Source organism: Micromonospora trifolii (assembly GCF_022229005.1).
In the GTDB taxonomy this organism is placed as follows: domain Bacteria; phylum Actinomycetota; class Actinomycetes; order Mycobacteriales; family Micromonosporaceae; genus Micromonospora; species Micromonospora trifolii.
Genome location: NZ_JAKKFD010000038.1, coordinates 52308 through 67267, shown reverse-complemented (window position 1 = coordinate 67267; position 14960 = coordinate 52308). Strand labels below are relative to the sequence as shown.

The following is a 14960-nucleotide window of genomic DNA, read 5'->3' as shown; positions in this document are numbered from 1 at the left end:
CGACTGCTGAGCAGTCGCTGGAACACCGGCCGGGCCGGCTCCGCTTCACCGCGGAGCCGGCCCGGTTCGCTGTGCGCGCCCCCCGGCATGCCTTCGCGTCCGATATATTGCTCGCGTGGACACACCTCTCCGCGAACCGACGTTCCTGATCCTCACCGCGCTGGCCGCCCAGCCGATGCACGGCTACGGGCTGATCGGTGAGGTCGCCGCACTCTCCGACAACCGCGTGTCGCTACGCCCGGGAACGCTCTACGGGGCGCTCGACCGGCTGGTCGACGCCGGCCTCGTCGAGGTCGACCGGGAAGAGGTGGTGGACGGCCGACTGCGCCGCTACTACCGCCTCTCCCCCGGCGGCGAGACCATCTTGAGCACCGAGACCGAGCGGCTGCGCCGCAACGTCGAAGCCGCCACCGCCCGGCTGTCCAAGCGGACTCGCGCCGCCCTCCCGACCACCCCACGCACGGCCGGAGGCTTGGCATGAACGATCTGGAACGCCGCTACCTCCGGCTGCTGCGCGCGTACCCCACCGAATACCGGCGTACCCGCGGCGCCGAAATCGTCGGTACCTACCTCGACCTGGCCGCCCCTGCCCAACGCTGGCCGGCGCCGGCCGACGCCGCGGACCTGCTGCTCGGCGGCCTCCGCCAGCGGCTGCGGGCCGCGGGCGTCACCGACCTGATTCCGGGGGTACGCCTCGCGGCGCTGCTGGCCCTGGTCACCGCCAGCGCCCTGGCAGGTGTCTGGGGTACGGCAGAGCTGCATCCGCCGCCCGTGGAGTGGGGCGTCCCCCACGTCGGCCCGTTCGTCTCGCTCGGTGTCGTCGCGTGGGCGGCATGGCTGCTGGCGGCGGCGGTGATCGCTGTCGCGCCGAGCCGGGTCGCCCGGTGGGCCATCACCTTCGCGCTCCTGCTCACGGTGGCGCTGCCACCGGTGGCCGCGGCGCTCGGCGCACCCCGACCGCCGCTGATGGTGCTGCTGCCGCAGGTGGTCCTGGGTCTGCTGGGGCTCGCCCTGCCCGACCGATCTTCCCGGGCGATCCGCCTCGCGCCGGCGCTGTCCGCACTGTTGGCGGCGGTGGCGACGGAATTCCTGGTGGGCTTGGATGCGGTCGGCACCTACTACGGCGCCACCCTGGAGATCTTCCTGCCCACCGTCGGCGGACTGTTGCTGGTCGTCGGGGCTCTGCTGGCCACCGGGCTGGCACTGGGCGGGGACACCCGCGGCGGTTGGGCGCTCGTCACACTGCTCACCCCCATCGGCTTCCTGGCGGTGCCCGGCCTGGCAGACAGCTTCGGCCCGGCGTACGGCGCCATCACCTTCGCGGAACTGGCCGTGACCGCTGTCGCCGTCGCGCTCGCCGGTCCGGCCGCGCTGCTCCTGGCCGTTGCGTTGCGCAGCCGCCGAACCTCCAGCCCCCAGCCCTCAGGCCAACCCTGCCCCACCTGCGGCGCACGGGCTTAACCCCCCGGCGCCGGCCATCCGGCCCCCGGCCCCCGCTCCTCGGCATCCGGCGCCGCCGCATCCTGCCCCGCCCCACGCCGTCCCGCCCTGCACCGCACCGCACCGCCTGCCCTCCCTCCCCAAGATCGTGCTCGATCCTGGATGTAGTGGCCTCGACCGCGTCGCACACCACTACATCCACGTTCGAGCGCGATCTTGACCGCGCGACTATGACGATCATGAGGTTGGCGGGGCGTTCCGTCCAGATTGCCCTCGTCAACCTCATGATCAACGGCGGCGGGCGGCGCGGGGAGCGCGCAGGGTGCGCGCGGTGCGGGCGGTGCGGGCGGTGCGGACCATCACGGTCAGGAGCAGGGCGGTCATGGCCAGGGCACCGGGGGCCTTGGTGACGCGGGCCAGGTTGGTGCCGTCGGGCAGGGCGAGGAACGCTGCCGCTGCGGCGGGCAGCACGAACCATGTCGTACGGGCGGCGGTGAGCGCGAGCAGCGCCAGGGGCCAGGTCGCGTACCAGGGGTGGAAGACCGGGGACAGGACGACGGTGGCGACCAGCGCCAACGCCGCGCCGTGCAGCGCCACCCGGGAACGCGCCACCTCCACCCGCGCCACCTCCACCCGCGCCCCGTCGACCCGCGCCCCGTCGACCTCCGCCACCTCCGCCCGCGCTACCCGCCGGGCGTCGTTGGACCCGCGCAGGGTCTGCCAGGCCCGCCACCAGAGCACCACCAGCACTCCGACGAGCAGCAGCAGCGCGACCGCCCGGACCAACGGCACCGCCTGCGGGTCCCGGCCGACCAGCGCGCCGGCGTAGTCGACCACGAAGCCCACGGCGGTGGGTGGTGACGTCCACTGTTCCGAGTCGCCACTGTGGGTCAGCCCGCCCACCCAGCCGAAGCCGAGGCCGGACACCGCCGAGGTGACCAGCAGCGCGGCGAGCAGCCCGCCGGCCAGCCAGGCACAGTGGCGCAGCAACGCCCGTACCGTGTAGCGGCCGGGCATCCCGGCCAGCACGGCGAACGGCACCACCACCACGGCGGTGGCCTTCACCGTGACCGCCAGTCCGAGCAGTGCTCCGGCCAGCAGCAGCTCCGCCGGCCGGCCCGGTCGACGGACCACGACCAGCAGGCCACACAGCAGCAGGCCCAGCATCACGGCGTCGTTGTGCGCGCCGGCCACCAGGTGGACGCCGACCAGCGGACCGGCCAGCGCCAACCAGGCGGCCCGCCGGGCCGGAACCCCGGCCGCCCGCGCCAGAGCGGGCAGGCAGAGCGCGGCCAGCAGCAGCCCCGCCACGGCGATCACGCGCAACGCCACGATGGTGCCGGTGAGCCCACCGCCGAGGCCGACGGCGAGCGCCGCGAGCAGGACGAACACCGGCCCGTACGGCGCCGGGGTGTCCCGCCAGATCGGCGCCACAGTGTCCAGCCAGGGGCAGCCCGCCGCCGCCACCCCCACTGTGTACGGGTCGACGCCGTGCGCGTACGTCCAACCCTGGCAGGCGTACGAGTAGACGTCCCGGCTGCCCAGCGGCGGCGCGAGCAGCAGCGGCAGTGCCCACAGCCCGGCGGTGGCGTACGCCCAACGGGTCGACGGCGCACCCTCGCGCAGTGACCACCACGCCCCGACCAGCAGCACGGTGCCGATCAGCCAGCAGGTCAGCGTCGCCGGGCCGTCCGGGGCTTCCCAGATCGACGCGGGTGTCACGCCCAGCGGGGCGTCGGGCAGCGCCCCGCCGAGGTATCCGGCCACGGCGAGCAGGACCGCGCCGACCAGGCCGACATACCGGGCACGCGAGGCCGCCAACGTCACGGAGGGCGGCGGGACGGGCGGCGGCGAGACGGGCGGGCCGGGAGTGGTCACCGGCGCACCTTCCCTCAATCGGCGGCGACCGGCTGACGGGCCGCCCGAGCCGACCGTACCAACCGGATGACCAGCACGATCACCAACAGCGTCATCAGTGGCGCCCCGACCGTCTTGGTGTACCGGGGAAACCCGGTGCCGTCGGGCAGCACCAGGAAGGACGCGACCAGGGCGACCACTATGAACCATCTGGTGCGCTGGGCGGTGGCCGCCAGCACGAACAGCGGCCAGGTCCAGTACCAGGGGTGCACGACGGGGGCGAGCGCGACGGTGAGGGCGAGCGCGAGGCCGGCGTGGTACAGCGGGTCGCGGGTGCGAGCGCGCCACCAGAGCCAGACGAGCAGCACGGCCAGGAGGACCACGGCGATCCCGCGGGTGACCGGCAGCGCGTCGATGTGACCACCGAACAGCGCCGCGACGTACCCGACCGTCTGCCCCACCGCGGTCGACGGGGATGTCCAGGCGATGGCGGCGCCACCCTGGGACAGCCCGCCGACCCAGCCGAAGTCCAGCCCACCGGCGACTGTCACGCCGACCACGCTGGCGACAGTGCCGCCGACCACCCAGCCGCCGTCGCGGATCAGCGTGCGGATCCGGTACGGCCCGGCGGTGGCCGCCAGCGCGGCGAACGGCACCACCACCACGGCGGTCACCTTGATCGCCACCGCGACTCCGAGGAGCAGCCCGCCGACCAGCAGCATTCCGCGCCGGCCCGGGTGCGCCGCCACCACGGCCAGCCCACCGACCAGCGCGGCGAGCATCAGCACGTCGTTGTGGGGTCCACCGATCAGGTGCGCGGCTACCAGGGGGGAACCCAACGCCAGCCACACCGCCCGCTTCGCCGGCACACCGGCCCGACGCGCCAGCGCCGGCAGAGCCCACGCGGTGAGGGCCACTCCGACCAGCGACAGCGCACGGAACAGCACGATGCTGGCGGTCAGCGAACCGGTGGCCTTCACCACGGCGCCCGCGATCAGCACGAACAGCGGCCCGTACGGCGCCGGGGTGTCGCGCCAGATGACCGAGACCGTGTCCAGCCAGGGGCAGGGCAGCGCGGAGACGCCCTGCTCGTACGGGCTGATGCCGCCGACGAAGCTGGCACCCTGGCAGGTGTACGCGTACACGTCCCGACTGCCGAAGGGTGGCGCGATCAGCAACGGCAGCAGCCAGAGCCCGACGGTGACCAGGGCCCACCGCGTCGAGGGTCCCCCGTCGCGCAACGCCCACCAGGCGTACGCCATCAGGCCGGTGCCGACCAGCCAGGCGGCGAGGATCAGCGGGCCGTTGGGTCCCTGCCAGATGCTGACCGGGGTGCTGCGCAGGGGGCCGCTGGGGAACGCGCCGCCGAGGAAAGCGGAGAGCGCGAGCAGCATCGAGCCGGCCAGGCCGGTCCAGCGCGCGAGGTGGGAGGGCACGCCGGACATGCTGCCAGCCCGTCGGTGGGAGGCCGACGGCAGGCACGGTTCAGCAGTGGCGCGCCGGTGCCAGCCCGCTGGAGATCGAGTAGTCGCCGGCGGCGCGGACCCGCACCTCGGTCCACCCGTCCACGCCCGGTCGCAGGCAGCCGTCCGGGCCGCTCAACGTGAGCCAGCGCGACCAGTGCACCCGGACCGGCACGTCCCCGGGTGTGGCGGTCAGCCGGACCGCGCCGCGGTCGGCGGCGACGAGTTGACCCGGGGCACCGACCAGCGGGGTCGGATCGACCACTGCGTACATCTGCCAGGTGGCGTCTCGCCAGACCTCCCGCAGGTACGGCAGGCCGGCCCGGATCAGCGCGGCCTCGTCGCGGCCCCACCGGTCGGCGGGTGCGTCCGGGGCGAGCACCACGTAGGTCACGGCCTCGTGCCGTAGCCACTGCTCGTACGTCTGCGCGCTCAGGTTGCCGTCGTAGAACAGCGCGTTGCGGTCGCTGTCGACCTGGCGTTCCCAACCCCGGGCCAGTGGCACTGTCGGCGGCAGGTACGCGGACTCCCAGTGGTCGCGTAGTGGCACCACCTCGACCCGCCCGGCCGGCTGCCGCCGGTCGAGTTCGGCGACGAGCGGTTGGTAGAAGCTTTCGGCGCTTTCCGGGGCGCCGGCCCGGGTCACGTCGCTCGTCATCACCGGGGACTGCCACCACACTGTCGCGGCGAGCAGCGCGGCCAGCCACGGCCCCGGCAACGCGGCGTACCCGGCCAGCACTGGCAGGGCGAACAGCATCGGCAGTCGTAGCGCGTTGGAACCGATCGGGCTGGGCAGGTAGTACGCCCCGATCAGGAGCAGCACGGTGAGCACCGCGCCGACGCGCAGCACCCGGCGGCGACGCGGCAGCACGACAGCCACCAGCACCGCGAGCGCGACGTTGATGCGCATCGACTCGGCCGAGTACGGCTGGGTGCCGCCATTGCCGAAGACGAACGCCATCGGGGCGAGCGTGACGGCGGGCGCCACGGCCAGGACGAACCCCTCGGCCAGTGGTCGCTCGGCGCGCCAGCCTCCGGGTAGCGGTCGGCCCGGCCCGTCACCGGTTCGCAGGGCGCCCAGCAGCAGCGCCGCGCCGGCCAGCCCGGTGAACAGGCCGGCGACCGGGCTGGCCGCCGTGGCCAGGGCGGCGCAGCCGGCGGCGAGCGTCAACCGGAGCCAGCGCGGTGGGCGTTCCGCGCTGACCGCGCAGAGCGCCAGCAGCCCGAACGCCAACCCGACAGCGAAGGTGATCCGACCGCTCGCCAGGTTGCCGATCAGCACCACAGCGCCGAGGACGCCGGCCAGCAGCGGCCGTCGGGCCCGGTTGCGGGTGAACAGCCAAGCCAGCGCGGCGGCGCCGACCACGGCGGCGACCGCGCCCAGCGGACGCACGCCGATCAGCGCGCCCACCCGGGCGGTGAAGAGGCTGTAGCCGTACTGGTTGACGCCGCCGTACCAGCCGAAGTCGACCGGCGCGGCCCCGTATCGCTCGGTGAACCCGGCACGGGCCACCTGGGCGGCGAGGTCGGTGCCCATCGGCGGCGCGAGGAGGAACGCGACGGCGAGCACCACAGCGGCTCCGGTCGCCGCACCCGCGATGCGTAGCCCGGTTGGACCCGGCGACGCGTCAGGCATCGAGGACCCGTTCGGCCGCGGCGCGGGAGCGGCGGCCGGTGCGCAGGTACTCGTCGAGGAACTCCCCCGGGTCGTCGCGGCCGAGCAGCCGGGCCACCCCGGCCAACTCCACGCCGTGCCGGGGCAGTTGGTCTCCGGCCCGTCCGCGGACCAGCATCAACGCGTTGCGGACCTGCGCGGCCAGGGCCCAACCGGCGGCCATCTCCGCGGCGTCCGTGGTGTCGATCAGGCCGGCCCGCTCGGCCGCCGCGAGGGCGTCGAGGGTACGCGTGCCGCGCAGCGCCGGATTCGCGCCGGCGTGCCGGAGCTGGACGAGTTGCACCGCCCACTCCACGTCGGCGAGCCCACCGCGACCCAGCTTGGTGTGGGTGGCCGGGTCGGCGCCACGGGGCAGCCGTTCGGTCTCCACCCGGGCCTTGATCCGCCGAATCTCGACGACCTGCTCGCGGGTCAGCCCGTCGGCCGGGTAGCGCACCGGCTCGATCATCGCCTCGAACTCGGCGCCCAGCTCGGCGTCGCCGCAGACGAACCGGGCGCGCAGCAGAGCCTGCGCCTCCCACACCCGTGACCAGCGGGCGTAGTACTGCGCGTACGCGGCGAGGCTGCGTACCAGCGGACCCTGGCGGCCCTCCGGTCGCAGGTCGGCGTCGACGCCCAGCGGCGGGTCGGGGGCGGGTACGCCGAGCAGTCGGCGCAGTTCCTCGGCGACGGCGTGCGCGGCGGCGCTGGCGGCGCTCTCGCTGGTGCCCGGCGGCGGGTCGTAGACGAAGAGCACGTCGGCGTCGGAGAGGTAGTTCGACTCGTACCCGCCGAGCCGGCCCATGCCGATCACCGCGAACCGCAGACCCGCTGGTGCCGGCTGGCTGGCCTGAGCGGCCCGCAGCGCGGCGGCCAGTGTGGCGTCGGTGACGTCGGCGAGCGCCGTACCGACAGCGGTGATGTCGGACAGCCCGCGGGCGGGACGGTTCGCGCCGTCCGCCCGGGTGGGGCTGGGCGCGAGCGCGCCGGCCCGGCAGAGCACGTCGGCGCAGGCCACCCGGACCAGCTCGCGACGCCGCAGCGCGCGCACCGCGCTGGTGGCCTCGACCGGGTCGGTGTGCCGGGCCGCCGCCGCCAGGAAACCCTCCCGCAGCACCTCCGGCGGGCGCGGGGCCAGTTCGTTCTCCTCGGCCAGCAGCCGCAGCGCCTCCGGGTCGCGGGCGAGCAGGTCGGCGACGTACCGGGACAGGGCGAGCACCCGGGCCAGCCGACGGGCGACCGGGCCGCCGTCGCGCAGCAGCCGCAGATACCAGGGCGTGCTGCCCAGCTTGTCGGAGACCTTGCGGTAGTTGAGCAGCCCCCGGTCCGGTTCCGGCGCGTCGGCGAACTCGCTGAGCAGCACCGGCAGCAGGGTGCGTTGGATGGCCGCCGTGCGGCTCACCCCGCCGGTGAGCGCCTGGAGGTGGCGCAACGCCCCGGCCGGGTCGGCGAAACCGAGGATCTCCAGGCGGTTCCGGGCCGCCTCCGGGGTGAGTCGCAACCCGTCGGCCGGGACGCGGGAAACCGACTCCAGCAGCGGCCGGTAGAGCAGTTTGGCGTGCAGTCGGCGTACCTCGGTGGCGTGGGTGACCCACTCGGCCCGGAAGCTCTCCACGGCGCTGCGCCCCGGCGCGGCGGTGAAACCCAGTGCGGCGGCGAGCCAGCGCAGCGCGCCCGGCTCGGCGGGCACCGTGTGCGTACGACGCAGACCCTGGAGTTGCAGCCGGTGCTCGACGCTGCGCAGGAAGCGGTAGCCGCGCAACAGTGCCTCGCCGTCGGCCCGACCGACGTAGCCGCCGGCGACGAGGGCGCGCAGCGCCGGGATGGTGCCGGGCGGGCGCAGCGTCTCGTCGCCGCGACCGTGCACGAGTTGCAGCAACTGGACGGCGAACTCGATGTCGCGCAGCCCACCGGGACCGCGCTTGATCTCGCGCTCCAGTTCCTTCGGCGGGATGTGGTCGATGATCCGGCGGCGCATGGCGCGAACGTCCTCGACCGCCTCGGGCCGCTCGGCCGCCCGCCAGACCAGCGGCGCGAGCTGGTCGATCCACTCCTGGGCCAGCGGCAGGTCCCCGGCGGCCGGGCGGGCCTTGAGCAGCGCCTGGAACTCCCAGGTGCGCGCCCACCGCCGGTAGTAGGCCAGGTGGCTGGCGAGGGTCCGCACCAGCGGGCCGCGGCTGCCCTCGGGGCGAAGCGCGGCGTCCACCGGCCAGGCGACCAGCCCGCAGATGTAGATCAGTCGGGTCGCCACCAGTGTCGCGGCGGACAGGTCGGCGTCCTCGGCGGCCACGAAGATGACGTCCACGTCGGAGACGTAGTTCAGCTCGCCGCCGCCGCACTTGCCCATCGCCACCACCGCGAGCCGGGGCCGCTCGGTCCCCTCCGCCAGCTCCGCGACCGCGATCTCGTACGCCGCGGACAGCGTCGCGTCGGCCAGTGCGGAGAGCGCGGCCATCGTCTGCTCCAGGCCGCGACCGCCGGTCAGGTCGGCCGCCGCGATCCGCAGCAACGCCAGGCGGTACGCGGTCCGCAGCGCCGCCACCGCGTTGCCGCCGTCGGCCGGCTCCAGCCGCCCCTCGGCGATCGGGGCGAGCCCGTCCGGGGCGGTCCGCAGCGCCCGGTAGTGCTCGGGGTGGGCCACCAGGTGATCGCCGAGCGCCGCCGACGCGCCGAGCACAGCGATCAGTCGTCGCCGTAGCCCGGGGTCGGCGTGCACGTCCGCGAGCAGCGGCGATGCGGCGCCGCCTTCGGTGGCGCGGCCCTCGGCCTCCACGATGCGGTGCAGTTGGCGCAGCGCCAGGTCCGGGTCGGCGGCGCGGGACAGCGCGGCGAGCAGCTCCGCTGCTGCCTCGTCGGCCGGCTCCTGCTCGGCCGGCTGCCACAGCCGCAGCCCTTCGGGGCCGAGCAGGTCCGCGGCGCGCGCGCCGCCGTCGCCTTCGGCGGTGCCGAAGCCGTACCGGGCGAGCCGGCCCGGTGCCCTGGTCGGCCGGCTCATCAGTGCCCGAGCAGCGGCAGGCCGCGCCGCACCGTGCTGTCGTCCAGCTCGCCGAGGGCCAGCGCGGCGAACCGGGCGGCGAACGGCTGCCAGACCTCCTCGACGTCGGGCAGCACCGAGGCGCAGGCAGCGACCACCAGCTCCGGGTCGTAGCCCAGCTCGGCGAGTTGGGCCGAGTCGGTGGCCCAGTCGGCGATCATCGCGGCGTCGCACTCGATGTGGAACTGCAACCCCCACGCCCGGTCACCGAGGCGGAACGCCTGATGCGGATAGCGGGTGGAGGCGGCCAGCAGGGTCGCGCCCCGGGGCAGCTCGGTGATCTCGTCGGAGTGCCACTGGAGCACGTCCGGGATCAACGGCACGTACCGGAACAACGGGTCGTTCTCGGCGGCGTCCCGCCGGCCGACCACGCCGGGGCCGATCTCCGGCCCGGACGGGCTGCGCTCCACCAACCCGGCGTGCGCGGTGGCGAGCAGCTGCGCGCCCAGGCAGACCGCCAGGGTCGGCACCCGGTACCGGACCGCCTTGCGCAGCAGGCCCTCCACCGCCGGAAACCACTGTGCGCCGGGCGAACCGTCCGGCAACGGGTACGCCTGTTGGTCGCCGCCGAGCACCACCAGCGCCGCGTACCCCTCCAGGTCGGCGGGGAGTTCGTCGCCGGCGTGCGGGCGCACCACCCACAGCTCCAGCCCAGCCTCGGTCAGCCACTCACCCAGCCGGCGCGCGTCGTCCGTCGGGTCGTTCTCGATCACCAGCGCGGTTGCCACAGGTCGAGGCTAGCCGGTACGCCGCACGGCACCACGCCCCGGCACAGGTCCGCCCGCTGGGTGGCGGCCTGGCCATGGTCCGGGTCGTTAGGCTCTGCGGTTGTGATCAGCGAGGACACCGCCGCCGTACGCCCGCCCGTGCTGCGCCCGGGTGACACGGTGCTGCTGGTGTCGCCGTCCGGGCCGACCTCGCCGGAGCGGGTGGCCCGGGGCATTGAACTGCTCACCGGCTGGGGCCTGCGCCCGAGGCTCGCGCCGAACGCGTACGCCCGCCACGGCTACCTCGCCGGCACCGACGACCTGCGCGCCGCCGACCTGAACGCCGCCTTCGCCGACAGTGAGGTGCGCGGGGTGATCTGCACCCGGGGCGGCTACGGCGCCCAACGGATCGTTGACGCCATCGACATGGCCGCCGTCCGCCGTGACCCGAAGGTGGTGGCTGGCTTCTCGGACATCACCGCGTTGCAGTTCGCACTGTGGCGCGGCGCCCGCCTGGCCGGGGTGCACGGCCCGGGGGCGGCCTGGCGCGACGAGCGGACGCCGCTGCGCTCCGCCGAGTCCCTGCACGCGGCGCTGATGACCACCGAACCGGTGTCGATCACTGCGGTCCCCACCGAGGAGACCTTCGGCGTACGCGTCCCGGGTCGCGCCACCGGCACCCTGCTCGGCGGCAACCTGTGCATGATCGCCGCGTCGATCGGCACCCCGGACCTGCCCGACCTGACCGGTGCGGTGCTGTTGATCGAGGACGTGCAGGAACCCCCGTACAAGGTCGACCGGATGCTCACCCACCTGCGCCGCGCCGGCGTGCTGGACGGACTGGCCGGGGTGGCGGTCGGGCAGTTCACCGACTGCGGCGACGGCTGGGACACCACAATCGTCGACGTGCTCACCGAACGCCTGGGCGACCTGGGCGTACCGGTCCTGGGCGGCCTCCCCATCGGCCACGGCCCGGACCAGCTCACAGTCCCGGTAGGAACAACCGCCACCCTGGACACCGACACCGCAACCCTCACCGCAACCCCCGCAGTCCACTAACCCCCGCCCCCGGCACCGTTGATCATGAAGTTGTTGTCACTCGCCACGGCGTGTCGCGGCAATAACTTCATGATCGTCGTGGGTCAGAGGGTCGGCCTAGGTGGGTGGTGGGGTTAGGTGGGCTACTGCGCCGATTTCCAGGGCCGCCCAGATGCCCGGTGGGCGTGCGGGTGATGCCGTGCGGTTCCGCGTTGGGGGTGGACAGGGCGTGGCCCTCGATTCGCCCGGTGGGGTCGAGGTGACCGATCCGGTTGGCACCCCACTCGGTGAACCACGCGCCGCCGTCCGGGTCGGCCACGATCGCGTGCGGGCGGGCCGCCCGGTCCGGCAGCGGGAACTCGACGATCTCGCCATCCGGGTCGATCCGACCGAGCTGACCGGCGGCGATCTCCACGAACCAGATGACGCCGTCGACGCCCACTGTGATGCCGACCGGGCCTGCCTTCGCGGTGGGTAGCGGATGGAGCGTCACCCGCCCGTCGAGGTCGATCCGGCCGATCGCGTTCGCCTGGTTGAGGGTGAACCAGAGAGCCTGGTCCGCACCAGCGGTGATCATCGAAGCGAATCCGCCGCTCACCGGCAGCGGGAAGCTGCTGTGGGTGCCGTCGGTCTCCACCCGGCCGATCGTGTCGGAGGTCATTCCGGCGTACCAGAGCGCGCCATCAGGCCCAGCCGCGATGCCGCCCGGCCCGGTGCCGGCCGGCAGGGCGACGGCGCGCTGCTCGCCCTCGACGGTGATCCGACCGATCCGGTCGTCCCCGGAGCGGGTGAACCAGAGCGCCCCGTCCGGCCCGGGCGTGATGATCAACGGGCGGCCGCCGGCCGGATCCAGCGGGTAGGTCCGGACCTCGCCGTCGGCCGACAGCCGGGCGATGCCGCCGGCATGGGCCAACGTCAGCCAGAGCGCGCCGTCCGGGCCGGGCGTGATGCCATACGGCCCCGCGTCCGGCTCGACGAGTGGAATTTCCCGAATCTCGACGGTCATTCCGCGGTGTCCTTCCGTCGGTGGATCATCCACCCTGACCGCTCGGCCAGCGACGACACAACCCGATTTCGCCCAGCGCCGGCCTTGATTGTCAGCTCGCTGACAGGTTCGCCACGGCTTCCGCCCAGACTGCCCAGTCACTGTCGGTGACGACAGCGCAGGATGACCGAACCTCTGGAGGACAGCATGTCCCGCACCATCCGTAGGAAGCACCTGCTGGCCGGCCTGGCCACCGCCGGCGTCCTCGGCGTCGGGATCGCGGCCCCGACGATCGCGTTCGCCGCCGACACGCCCACGCCGACACCGAGCGCCAGCACCGCCCCGGCTCCGGGCACGGCTCCGGGCGCGAAGGCCGACCGGCAGGGCGAGTTCGCCGAGGCGCTCGCCAAGGAGTTGGGCGTGCCCACCGACAAGGTGACCGCCGCACTGGAGAAGGTCCGCGAGCAGCACCGACCGGCCGACCGACCGCAGCGGCCGTCCGCCGAGGATCGGCAGGCCGCGCTCAAGCAGCGCCTGGACCAGGCGGTCAAGGACGGCAAACTCACCCAGGAGCAGGCCGACGCCATCACCAAGGCCGTCGAGGCCGGCGTCTTCCCCGGCCCCGGCGGCCACCGTGGCCCGGGCGGCCACCACGGCGCAGGTACGCCCGGCAAGTAGTCCGACGGGTCCGGCCCCGGCAGGCACTGGCCGACCGGGGCCGACCCGGCCGGTGCCACGGTCGCGGCTTGATCCACTCGGATTGCGTGAAGTCGCGGTATCCGACGCACTCGGACACCCCGACATCATGAAAACCGAGTCGATCATCGGCCCGTTGGCGTGTCGGTCCGGGCAGAACTCCTGCCCGGACCGACGGCGCTGGAGAGGGTCAGGGCTGCGGGGGCGGGGGTGTGAACACGCCCAGGTAATTGCCGGCCGGGTCGAGTAGGTGGGCGAGCGTGAGACCGCTCGGTGCCGTACGCGCTGGCACCAGCACCCGGCCGCCGGCCGCTTCGGCCTGCCGGCAGGTCTCTGCCACGTCGGCGACTTCGGCGTAGAACACCGCGTAGTTCGGCGACGTCCCGTCGGTCGCCCGGATCGCTCCGCCGATGCCGGTGTCGCCACCGGCCCCGGTCACGCGGTAGGACCCGCCGTCGGTCGAGCCCTGCTCCTCGAAGGTCCAGCCGAACAGCTCTCCGTAGAACCGCTCCGCGTCCTCGGGCCGGTCGGTACCGATCTCGAACCAGGTGATGGGCGTCGTGGACCTGGACATCTACTGCCTCCAGAATTTCCGTGCCGGCCGTTCGGCCGTCGTCTGAAGCAGTTTCGGGGCCGTTGGCGACAGCGTCCTGTCGGTGTTTCCGGATCACCCGGCGGGGTTTTCCACGACGACACCCGGGCCGGCCGCGCCGCGGACGGGTCTCAGACCAGGCTCAGCGGGCGGACCCGCTCGTGCGGGATGTCGAGGTCCGTCAGGCGTAGCTCCCGGGCCACCACGTCGGGCAGCGCCCAGACGCTCCGGATCCGGTCGGTGCGGAAGCAACGCAGCTCGTCGCGCAGACGGCACCAGGCGACCAGGTACCAGTGGCGGGCGTTGCCGAGGTAGCCGAGCGGTTCGACGTCACGGGTCGAGTCGGCGCCGGCGCGGTCGGCGTACCGGATGCGCAGCACGCGCCGCGCGGCGACCGCGTCGGCGACGGTGGCCGGGACGGGTGTGGCCGGCCCGTCGCCGATCAGGTGCACCCGACCGGCGAGGCGGTGCGCCTCGGCGGCGTCGGCGGCCGGCAGCACCGCCACCAGCTTGCGCAGCGCGGTGGCGGCCGGCCCGGCGAACGGCGAACCGGCGAGCCGGTGCAGCGCCACGGCCATCGCCACCGCCTCGGCGGGCGTCAGGTTGACCGGCGGCAGGGTGCGGGCGCGGTCCAGGACGTAGCCGCCGGTGCGCCCGGGCTCGGCCCAGATCGGCACCCCGGCCTCCTGCAACGCGCCGAGGTCCCGTTCGATGGTCCGGCTGCTCACCTCGAAGCGCGCGGCCAGCCAGCGGGCGCTGCGCGGCCGTGGTGACACCGCCCGCAGCTCTTCGACCAGCGCGTAGAGGCGATCCGTGCGGTTCATACCCGGCACGCTACGGCCGGGGTAAGACGCCCGCCGGCGACCGCCCGCACGGCGACACGGACGGCAGCGACAGCCGCCGCCGGCGACCGCCCGCACGGCGACGCGGACGGCATCCACAGCCGCCGCCGGCGACCGCCCGCAGGGCGACGCCAGCAGTTGCCTCAGGCGATGCAGGCGCAGACGATCAGCGCGGCCCCGAAGTGGGTGGCGGCGCTGACCCGGGCGGCCGGGTGCGGCTCGGGCGAGCAGATGACCTCGCCGAGCTTGCCGGGGGTGAGCAGGTCCAGCACCACGAAGGCCAACGCCATGATCGCCAACCCGACCAGTCCGAAGACCACTGTGGAGGCGAGCCCCTTGCCGAAGTCGCTGTAGCTGGTCAGGATCGCGGTGAAGACGATCCCGGCGATGCCGAGCTGGTTGGCGGCGAGCAGCAACCCCGCGTTGGCGTTGCGCTCGACCCAGATCAGGTCTCGCAGCCGGCCCGGGGTGAGCAGGTCGACGAGCCCGAAGCCGGCGGCCATGAGGCCGACGCCAACGAGCCCGAACACGACGCTCTGCCAGGCACCGCTGAACAGATCCTCCAGCACCGACTTGCCTCCCGACTCTCCGCCCGGAGGGGTACCGGCGCGGTGATCGAGACGATAGCGGCAGCGCGCAACGGCGTCAGCCC

The 14960-nt window shown here is 74.2% G+C and carries 13 protein-coding genes; 4 read left to right on the top strand and 9 right to left on the bottom strand.

The window, feature by feature from the left end; translation table 11 throughout:
* The first annotated feature begins 115 nt into the window (after positions 1-115).
* Both NIE79_RS23140 and NIE79_RS23135 read left to right on the top strand, forming a co-directional pair.
* A complete protein-coding gene (locus NIE79_RS23140) occupies positions 116-481 on the top strand; it encodes a PadR family transcriptional regulator (RefSeq protein ID WP_238680553.1) in 366 nt (121 codons plus the stop codon).
* Entirely contained in the window at positions 478-1461 is a 984-nt protein-coding gene (locus tag NIE79_RS23135) for a hypothetical protein (RefSeq protein WP_238680552.1), read from the top strand. Before NIE79_RS23140 ends, NIE79_RS23135 begins: the two co-directional genes overlap by 4 nt.
* A 267-nt stretch (positions 1462-1728) precedes the next feature.
* Here the strand turns inward: NIE79_RS23135 and mptB (NIE79_RS23130) are convergent, their stop codons facing one another.
* The 5 genes from mptB (NIE79_RS23130) to NIE79_RS23110 form a co-directional block, all read right to left on the bottom strand.
* Complete coding sequence (mptB, locus tag NIE79_RS23130; protein ID WP_238680581.1) at positions 1729-3261, bottom strand: polyprenol phosphomannose-dependent alpha 1,6 mannosyltransferase MptB; 1533 nt, start codon at positions 3259-3261, stop codon at positions 1729-1731.
* Positions 3262-3332: 71 nt separating this feature from the next.
* Complete coding sequence (gene mptB, locus NIE79_RS23125) at positions 3333-4733, bottom strand: polyprenol phosphomannose-dependent alpha 1,6 mannosyltransferase MptB (protein WP_238680551.1); 1401 nt, start codon at positions 4731-4733, stop codon at positions 3333-3335.
* A 49-nt stretch (positions 4734-4782) separates the two neighbouring features.
* The gene (locus NIE79_RS23120) at positions 4783-6396 is read right to left on the bottom strand and encodes a hypothetical protein (protein WP_238680550.1); all 1614 of its coding nucleotides are present in this window, start codon (positions 6394-6396) and stop codon (positions 4783-4785) included.
* Entirely contained in the window at positions 6389-9409 is a 3021-nt protein-coding gene (locus NIE79_RS23115) for a bifunctional [glutamine synthetase] adenylyltransferase/[glutamine synthetase]-adenylyl-L-tyrosine phosphorylase (protein WP_238680549.1), read from the bottom strand. Before NIE79_RS23115 ends, NIE79_RS23120 begins: the two co-directional genes overlap by 8 nt.
* Entirely contained in the window at positions 9409-10176 is a 768-nt protein-coding gene (locus tag NIE79_RS23110; RefSeq protein ID WP_238680548.1) for a type 1 glutamine amidotransferase, read from the bottom strand. The genes NIE79_RS23115 and NIE79_RS23110 overlap by 1 nt, the downstream gene beginning before the upstream one ends.
* Before the next feature lie 102 nt (positions 10177-10278).
* Between NIE79_RS23110 and NIE79_RS23105 the strand changes: the two genes are divergently transcribed.
* The gene (locus tag NIE79_RS23105; RefSeq protein ID WP_238680547.1) at positions 10279-11214 is read left to right on the top strand and encodes a S66 peptidase family protein; all 936 of its coding nucleotides are present in this window, start codon (positions 10279-10281) and stop codon (positions 11212-11214) included.
* Between the two features lie 67 nt (positions 11215-11281).
* Here the strand turns inward: NIE79_RS23105 and NIE79_RS23100 are convergent, their stop codons facing one another.
* Positions 11282-12199, bottom strand: a complete 918-nt coding sequence (locus NIE79_RS23100; RefSeq protein ID WP_238680546.1) for a Vgb family protein — start codon at positions 12197-12199, stop codon at positions 11282-11284.
* A gap of 186 nt (positions 12200-12385) precedes the next feature.
* On the opposite strand from NIE79_RS23100, the gene NIE79_RS23095 reads away from it, so the two are divergent.
* A complete protein-coding gene (locus tag NIE79_RS23095; RefSeq protein ID WP_238680580.1) occupies positions 12386-12856 on the top strand; it encodes a hypothetical protein in 471 nt (156 codons plus the stop codon).
* Positions 12857-13064: 208 nt separating this feature from the next.
* Here NIE79_RS23095 and NIE79_RS23090 read toward each other — a convergent pair whose 3' ends face one another.
* The 3 genes from NIE79_RS23090 to NIE79_RS23080 form a co-directional block, all read right to left on the bottom strand.
* On the bottom strand, positions 13065-13448 hold the full coding sequence (locus NIE79_RS23090; RefSeq protein WP_238680545.1) for a VOC family protein: 384 nt from the start codon (positions 13446-13448) through the stop codon (positions 13065-13067).
* A 149-nt stretch (positions 13449-13597) separates the two neighbouring features.
* Positions 13598-14290: a helix-turn-helix transcriptional regulator gene (locus tag NIE79_RS23085; RefSeq protein WP_238680544.1), complete on the bottom strand. Its 693-nt coding sequence runs from the start codon at positions 14288-14290 to the stop codon at positions 13598-13600.
* Positions 14291-14451: 161 nt separating this feature from the next.
* Positions 14452-14877, bottom strand: coding sequence for a DUF350 domain-containing protein (locus NIE79_RS23080; protein WP_210787425.1), 426 nt, complete (start codon positions 14875-14877; stop codon positions 14452-14454).
* Positions 14878-14960 lie beyond the last annotated feature (83 nt).

Excerpts from the sequence above, each read along its gene's own strand:
- NIE79_RS23115 (WP_238680549.1), bottom strand. The coding sequence starts at position 9,409 with ATGAGCCGGCCGACCAGGGCACCGGGCCGGCTCGCCCGGTACGGCTTC.
- NIE79_RS23095 (WP_238680580.1), top strand. The coding sequence starts at position 12,386 with ATGTCCCGCACCATCCGTAGGAAGCACCTGCTGGCCGGCCTGGCCACC.
- NIE79_RS23085 (WP_238680544.1), bottom strand. The coding sequence starts at position 14,290 with ATGAACCGCACGGATCGCCTCTACGCGCTGGTCGAAGAGCTGCGGGCG.
- NIE79_RS23135 (WP_238680552.1), top strand. The coding sequence starts at position 478 with ATGAACGATCTGGAACGCCGCTACCTCCGGCTGCTGCGCGCGTACCCC.
- NIE79_RS23120 (WP_238680550.1), bottom strand. The coding sequence starts at position 6,396 with ATGCCTGACGCGTCGCCGGGTCCAACCGGGCTACGCATCGCGGGTGCG.
- NIE79_RS23090 (WP_238680545.1), bottom strand. The coding sequence starts at position 13,448 with ATGTCCAGGTCCACGACGCCCATCACCTGGTTCGAGATCGGTACCGAC.
- NIE79_RS23100 (WP_238680546.1), bottom strand. The coding sequence starts at position 12,199 with ATGACCGTCGAGATTCGGGAAATTCCACTCGTCGAGCCGGACGCGGGG.